The organism is Nostoc sp. DedSLP03 (assembly GCF_034530815.1).
Lineage (GTDB): Bacteria > Cyanobacteriota > Cyanobacteriia > Cyanobacteriales > Nostocaceae > Nostoc.
Genome location: NZ_JAVRCK010000171.1, coordinates 1 through 7818 on the forward strand (window position 1 = coordinate 1; position 7818 = coordinate 7818).

The 7818-nt window shown below is 37.0% G+C and carries 5 protein-coding genes; 1 reads left to right on the forward strand and 4 read right to left on the reverse strand.

The features are described 5' to 3' along the window. The 4 genes from RM368_RS37465 to RM368_RS37480 all read right to left on the reverse strand — a co-directional run. The coding region (locus RM368_RS37465; RefSeq protein ID WP_322698755.1) for a GIY-YIG nuclease family protein at positions 1 to 949 on the reverse strand (949 nt) is incomplete at its 3' end. A 129-nt stretch (positions 950 to 1078) separates the two neighbouring features. Further along, the gene (locus RM368_RS37470) at positions 1079 to 1624 is read right to left on the reverse strand and encodes a hypothetical protein (RefSeq protein ID WP_322698756.1); all 546 of its coding nucleotides are present in this window, start codon (positions 1622 to 1624) and stop codon (positions 1079 to 1081) included. 422 nt (positions 1625 to 2046) lie between these two features. Continuing rightward, complete coding sequence (locus RM368_RS37475; RefSeq protein WP_322698757.1) at positions 2047 to 6723, reverse strand: SEFIR domain-containing protein; 4677 nt, start codon at positions 6721 to 6723, stop codon at positions 2047 to 2049. 83 nt (positions 6724 to 6806) lie between these two features. After that, positions 6807 to 7292 carry a TIR domain-containing protein gene (locus tag RM368_RS37480; RefSeq protein WP_322698758.1) on the reverse strand — a complete coding sequence of 162 codons (486 nt, stop codon included), beginning with the start codon at positions 7290 to 7292 and terminating at the stop codon, positions 6807 to 6809. 150 nt (positions 7293 to 7442) lie between these two features. Between RM368_RS37480 and RM368_RS37485 the strand changes: the two genes are divergently transcribed. Further along, positions 7443 to 7818: helix-turn-helix domain-containing protein (locus RM368_RS37485; RefSeq protein WP_416212295.1), on the forward strand; the 376-nt coding region annotated here is incomplete at its 3' end.

A 7818-nucleotide genomic window follows, 5' to 3' on the forward strand; every position in this document is an offset into this window, starting at 1 on the left:
TTTTTCTTTTAGTCCTTTTATTTAGAATACCCGGAAAGTGACAGAAGAGGGATATACCTGGATGCTGTTCTTGTATGTAGGGTTTGTTATCCAGTAATATTTCTAGCTGTTCACTGGTAAGACAGAGAAGCTCTACACCACTGACAACTCTCAACTGCGAACCACATTCCAAAGGAAATAATTGCCAGCCAATTTTTGAGTTTCGTGCTAATTGCAATCTTTCAGTAAATGACATAGCTTTCACGTCTTGCCTCATCGCTTCATAGTCATTTAATGGGATTGAAGTCCAAACTCCAAAACGTTTCTCTTCCATGACTCTGTACATACTAGGGTTGTGCATAATGCGTTCTTCAAACCAAGGAATCAGCCTTGTTTCGATACCATTGCACCTAGTTAACCAACGAGCGCCATTTCTAAGTCTGTCGTACTCAATCCATCTAAATAGACTATTAGGCTTTTTATTTACAGCTTGCAAACTCTTCCGAACTAATGTTGTTGCAAGCCGAGTTTCTGTATAGTTAGCCACATAACTTATAACTATTGTTTTGAGCGGAAGTTTTTCACTAGCAGGACATACTCCGAAAACCAGCACTCGCTCGTTTAATTTTTTGAGCGACAGTGTTAGCATTTGAAAACTAGGTAACAACTTTTTTTGAGGTACTTTAGTTTGATTTAAAGTTGGGCAATAGTACTGTATGTACTGGCGTTCTAGTTCATTAAGGTGAATCGGTAAGCAATTTAACCAAAATAGCTTGACTTCACACCGACGATTAATTGCTTCTAATTGTGGTAAACGATGATGATTTAGCCAACGGCTTCTAAGATTTACTGCTTGACCAATGTAGAGAACTTGATCGCGAGCTACAGCGAAATAGATCGCAGAGACTTCTGTTAATTTTTGTTTATCTACTAACCTTAAATAAGGTAAGTTGTTAAAAGTTTCTAACACTTATTATATTATTAAAAGTTTTGAGTTTTCGGTTATTTTATTAATTAAACAATTTGTTCTTTTTTAATTATTACGGCAGTTTGAGCAAGGATATTTATTATATTGAAAAATAATTGAAAAATATTACTGTCACTTGATGAAAATACTTCTTTTCCTCATAAACAAATTGTAAAGATAAGCAGCAGAAATGAACCAAAGCCACCAAAACCTTAGCAGAAAAATATCATAGCTTAGTCTAGGTGTTCTGAAATCAGTCAAGCTCTGTTTCAAACCAGTAATAAATAAAGTATAAATTGTAAAAATCCCAACAATTGGCAAAATTGATAATACAAGTATTCCGAAATCTCGAATAACTAATAAGCTAAACTTTGGTAATCTTAACCATTGTGGTGAATTTGACCAGAGAAACTTGAGTAGAGATGAATACGCTCCTGCCAAAATTGAAAACCAAATCAGAGCTAATAATAATGCACCAATAGAAACAATAAAGAAAAAAAGTAGACCGCCACCACCATTACCTGTAATAACTAGAAGACCGCCTACTAAAGAATAACGCCAAAATTCAAATGCAAAAATTACAGTTGCGCCAAAGTACGCTGGTATTGCTAATATCATAGCCATCATCCACGATTGTGGATTAGGTAGCCAAACAGGAAACCAACTTGTTTTGTTCATAGCTTCAATACTATTTATAAATTTTGGATAGAATATTTAAGCTGGTTTCTATCTAGTTCTTAAAATAACGATAATAAACGATTTATATTACATTGTCGCTACGGATATATACTTATAAAATACTGAAAAGTCTGATGATGCATACACCTGCTGAGAGGGATCGTGCTACCCAGCACAACCAACTAAAGCATCATGTAAAAATAAGTTGTACAAAATTTATTTAGAATAGCTTGCTAAATCTAGCTTTCACACAAAAATTGTTCAGGTTATTATTACACAAACCCTAAGCTAAGATGCAGTTGTACGTGAGACTTTGGGATGGCGAAGACACGGTTGGGTTGCAACACCTGAAGTCCTTCAACTACTTGCCGCAAGAGTGTAGGGAGATGCACTTTCTCCCATTTTCAAAGAATGGGAGTCAATTATTTGTTACCAGAAGGAATCTGCCGTCTACGCCGTCTTCTCCTTGGTGCTTGATAAAAGCTTAACCGATTTGGTTTCCTGTCAAGCACCTCAAGTGCTGAACGGGTTTCTCTCAAATTTAAGCTAAGTAGTTGTTCAAAGATGTTTAAACCAATCTCTCGGTATTTATTTTGACGATGTAGTTGGATAGCAAGTGTTGTGAGACTTTCTGCTGCGAAAACTAGCGATCTTGTAGGATTATCAAGTTTCTCCCCCAACTGATTTAATAAACTTTGGCAAATTTCAGACACCAGTTGAGGCTCAGTATCAACAAAATTATTGTTTTCGATAATCCCAATAATATCTGAGGCGGCTTTTATGAGTAATTGTTTGTTTTTACATACTGCTTGAATTAGTAAGCGCATTCCAGAATCTAGCTCGAAATGCTCACGGCTTTGGAAAAAGACGCTTGCTACTATGCTTTGAATTGCCTCAATATTAGAGGGTGCAAGATTGTAGAGAATTTCTGCTGCTTTCGTTCTGCATCTTCTTTGAATCCACAGATGGCTGGCTACGTGAGCTAATCCACACAAAACTGCCTCGTCGTTCTGATTAGCAAGATGATGGTCTATTTTTGCTACTGACCACTCATCTTGATATTGAAAATAATGGATAAATAGCAATTCTCCATAGGCTTGACGGCAAAAATTTGAGCCATCTGCCCAAAGCATCTCCAACCAACCTTGAACCGTTTCTTTTGGCTCAAACCATCCTACTGTGCGAAAAAGAAAGTAAAGCGCCCATCGATACCGCAACACTTCGGGACAGTTGCGAATCACTGCATCAAAAAGTTGGGTTGCTTGAGTGCGATCGCCATTTAATAAAGGTGGCATCTGAGTCAAAATATCCACCCAAACTGCTGGGTGCGGCTCTATTTCTAACCTAGATTTAATTACCCTTGCCCAGTTTTGTAAATCAGGGGGATTTTGCTCAAGGTAGCCAGCAGCGATCGCTCGTACAATGGAACCTCTGCCGCTAGGTAAAGTATGCGATGTAGTGGTGTTAAAAACAATTGATGACTTTAGTTGATGCGAACTTTCTTCTTCTTTACTTCTATAGTCCTTTAACTCAGGCTTTGGATGTGTCAGTAGCCAATTTTCTAGTTGTGAAAGAATTGATTTTGGAAGTCCCTGGTTACGTTCAGAAATTTTTTCTAAAGCAGATGCAGTATCAGAACGAAACTCTTCCGAAATAAATCCACGTTGTTCGAGATTCTCTACTAACTCAATCAAATTATTTGTAGGAAAACCATTTTCTACAAGCTCTCTAATTGCATTACCTGCATACCTTCCATGATGCTGTGGCTGAAGTTGTGGGAGAATGCGAAAAAAACGCTCTGGATTATCTTTAATTAATTTACCAAACTCGTATGCCTGCGAAGATTCACCTCCAGCACGAGATAAATCTCTCTTGCCTGTGAAATAATCTGTCTCTGTCATATTTGACAGTTCATTAAATAAGTTTAATAAATTTTGATCGGATGCACAACTCATCTCCTTAACATTCATCGGCGCACCTACAGTTTGTGCTATTGTAGGGTAATTATCGTTTTTTTCATTAATAACCCAAGGGAAAGCACGCATTTCTTCATCCCGCCATCGCTTTGCTTCCACACTCAAATATTTTTCCGGAAAAAAAAGTATGAGTTTTAGTCGATGTTGACGATTAGTTTTCAAGAAACTTAAGCGTAAGTCGGTGGTTAATTTCCGGTTAGTATGATAATAGTTATATGTTTTAATTAACTGCTCGATAGAAATTCGGTCTTGCTGTTGAATATGCGGGACAACTGCGACTATTAATTTTTTTGTTTCTTTATGAGCATTTTTGAAATCCCCTAAACTCAAGCGTCTAGAATCTCCAAGTAAGTAATTCAAAGCTAGCTGCGGTTCTTGAGGCGCTATCTGTACTAGCCCACGCGCCAGTAGACGGTGAACAATGAGTGATTCTGATTTTTCATTCTGGTTAACAAAATTTAAAAAAGCTTGTATATTTTGATTTGCTAATTCTAAAATAGCTGATAATACTGCCTGGATAATTTCACTTTTGTAAAAATCAAAACTATCAATATAGTCTTCATAATAAGTATTTTTTACAAGTTCTTCTTGATCGACAATTTTACTTATTAAGTCAGTAAACCATGGCCAAATAGCATCTAAAAAATATTTTGGATTCGCTTTTGCTAAAGCATCAATATCATCAAAATCGCTCCTCCCTTCAAGTAAGCTTATAAGTATTTTTTTAGGATTATGTCTAGAAACGTGAATATATCTTTGTACATCACTTGCATTTGCTGGTAACTCTGGTATTGGTTTGTTACTTTCTGCAATAGCTTGTTCCAGTCTATAATCTAAATGGGCACGTATAATTCTTGGTGCTAGTTGAGGTAAAGTTTCAGCTACTTTTTCCGCAATTGTGGATACGCTATACATATCAAAATTAAAACGTCGAATAATTTGCTGAGTTTGCCATACTCTTTCTGGATTCCACTGTTGAAAGTTAAATATAATCTGCATACTTAATGCGTCGTATGCAGTATCTTCTAACCAATACTCTTCTATGAGATTCCATACCTTATCACTTGCAAAGCTAGTTGCAGCAATTAAAATAGGAAGACAATAGGAAGCTTCATCTGATGGTTTTTCTAACCATTGTCTAAACTCAGAACAATTATATAGTTGATTGAACCAACCAGGGCTGGCAATTATTGCGTCTAAAATTTTGGGTGCTTCTGTCTCTAAGTTAAGCAAGGGAATTAAAAGCTCCACTTCAATTGGTTCGGGGTTTTGTTGCGAACCAAGAAACTCAATTAACAGGGTGTAAATATGGGTTCGCACGTAAATTAGTTGCAGCGATCGCAAAACAATCAAAGCCCAAAGTCGAATCTTGCCAGAGAAATGAGTCAAAATTTTAAAAGCTAACTTGACTATTTTATTTTTTAATGGGAAGATTTTCGCTTCTGCATTGTGCAATAGTAATTGCAACTGCTTTGCGTACTGTTTAGGTGCAGTACCGCGTAGATAATTTAGACCTCGCAGTAGAATAGGTCGAACAAACAAACCATCTTGCCGTTCCAACACCAAGTCTACGAGCGATTGTGAATCACGGGCAAAAGCACGCGCCAAAGTATGGTCATAATAAGTTTGATGACAAAAACCAAAGGTAGAATTATCCTGGTTTGTCATTAATATTCCGGCTTGTACTAAAGCTTGATATACTTCCAGACAACTATCCGCAGCTGCTATTGGCAACCAAAGTACCTCTTCCTGCGTCATGCGTTGAGTAATTTGCTCCAGAAAAACAATGTATTTGGAAGCATTAGGTTGATTGAGAATCCGAGTTTCCCACAACCTATCTAGTAACTTTTGAGAAGAATCAAATATTTCTCCCGGTTTTGCGACTTCCAGAAATATCTTCAGATGTAAGGGATTTTGCAGTAACTCACGCAGGGGTTCACCAATACCGAGTGCAATGTGTCCGGTATATTCTAACAAAGGAGAAATCTTCTCCCAAGTTGGTAAATTCAAATATAATTGTTCAAAACCTTCCAAGCGAGCAAATTGACTACCGTGGCGAAATTCAAATTCACGACAGGTAGCAACAATATGCACTCCTTTAGTTCCAGCTACGGATTGGATGAGAGTAAGCAAGACGTTTAGCCTACCTGAATGTCGGTCTATTAACTCTGAAACCGCATCAAGCTGATCTACCAACAATACGATTTTTTCTTTATTTGCGATCGCTTTAATGGCTTCTTGTAGACTAACACTTAGATTAAGCTGATCATCACTACGCAAATCTGCAAGAGAGTTAACTTTATTATTTAAAAAATCTGCTTTAATAGCCAATAGAGCGTAACCTTTATCGACTATACACTGTCCCAACTTTGCAAGTAATGATGATTTTCCACAACCAGGAACACCAAGAACAATATTTGTTGAAAACTCTTCTATATCAATACTATTTATAAGTTGTTCTAACTCAGGGCGCTCAATTTCTTGGTTATCACCAAGTGTCCTTTTCCAATTTAATAGTCCTTTGGAAGCTGCAACTAGTTCTTCTCGTAAATTAGCATATTGGCTTTCATTGAGGAAATATTGTTGGCGATTACGTGCTGGTAATGACGGTAATACAAGCGGTGCAAGTTCTACCCTTTCACCCAGTGGCGGTTTGGGGTTCAGGGGTTGATTGGTCAGGTGACGGTAAAAAGCTTTATATTCATTTTCAGTCAATAAATTGTATCGACTAAACCCGCGAATTATAATTGGAATAAAATTTTCGTCCTTAGAACAAAATATAACAGGGACAAACTTTGTGCTTTTGACATGGGAATCGTAAAACTCTTGAGTAATAATTGCTCCTTCCCAAGCCACTCCTCGTCCTATACCTGGTTCTTCCCTACCTCGAAATCTACGCCCATACTGCTCAGTACAAACTACAACCACAAAATCAGCCCATTCCAGTTGGTTCATCATCCATCGGGGCCACCCTTCATCTGGCGATACTTCGTACTGATCGATATTACAGTTAACTCCTTCAGCCCGCAAACGGTTAGCAAGCTGTAAAACCCGGTCTTTATGTTCCGGTGAGTCATGGCTATAACTAATGAAGATTTTTGGGGCGGCAGAACCAACATTCATGGCTTTATTAACTTACATATAAACCGATTAGTATCTAAGTTTTTTGAATACAAATAAAATAATAGCTTATTACAATACCTTGCTTACCTTCCTGCTGCTTTGGCGGCTTGTTCAATCCATGTGCCAATATTGTTCCGGCCATTATCATAAACCCAACTATACACAGGATAAATTATCGTACTGCCTTTTGAATTTGTGAAAGTATATTGACTAAAAGGGTTAATACCTTGAGAGTCATAAATTCCATTCAAATCTTTCATGCCGTACATATCAATTCCTAACATACCTTTTGCTAGGCTGTGACTTTGCTCGATTTCATATTTAACCCAAGGTCTCTGATAAGTTTCTGCACCAATCAAAACCACTGTAACGGATGTCCCTTTCATCTGAGAGTCTATCCAGTTCTGTATTGCTTGATTTCCACGACGTTTAATAGATTCCCATTCGGCTTTATCTAAAAAAGGTTGTGCTTTGCGATCGCGGCTTTGAATGAGCCAAGTATTCCTAATTTGACCAATTTTTAGAATGTCTCTTTGAAAATGAAAGCTGAAGAATGCATGACGTGTCATATTTTTTAAATAAATAAAATAAAAATTAATATACTTTAATTTATGGGCAGTTTCTCACAATATACTCAAAAATAGATATAGGAATCATATTTGATTTTTGAAAAAAACTGCGGCATAATACGGATAAAAAGATATGTCTAATAACGAACAATGATAAACCAGCACTTAGAAATGGCGATCGCAGAATTACAAGAATTTATCGATAGTCGTCCAGATGCCCGTGAGGTCAGAAAAGCTTTGGCGGTGAAACTGGTTTATCAAGGTTACAAGTATGAGGAAATTCAAACAATTTTAGATGTATCTGTTGGTTCAATAACTAGCTGGAAGGAAGCTTACAAGGAATACGGAATTTGCGGACTGCGCTTAAATTATAAAGGCAGAAAGAGTTACCTAAGCGATGAACAAGTCCAAGAAGTATTAAGTTGGTTACAAACTAAAGATATTTGGGAACTGGGTGAACTTGAGTACAAATTAGGTGATTTTTTAAAAAGAAATTACCAGCTAAAGTGGTCGAATCAAGATATCC

Excerpts from the sequence above, each read along its gene's own strand:
- RM368_RS37480 (WP_322698758.1), bottom strand. The coding sequence starts at position 7,292 with ATGACACGTCATGCATTCTTCAGCTTTCATTTTCAAAGAGACATTCTA.
- RM368_RS37470 (WP_322698756.1), bottom strand. The coding sequence starts at position 1,624 with ATGAACAAAACAAGTTGGTTTCCTGTTTGGCTACCTAATCCACAATCG.
- RM368_RS37475 (WP_322698757.1), bottom strand. The coding sequence starts at position 6,723 with ATGAATGTTGGTTCTGCCGCCCCAAAAATCTTCATTAGTTATAGCCAT.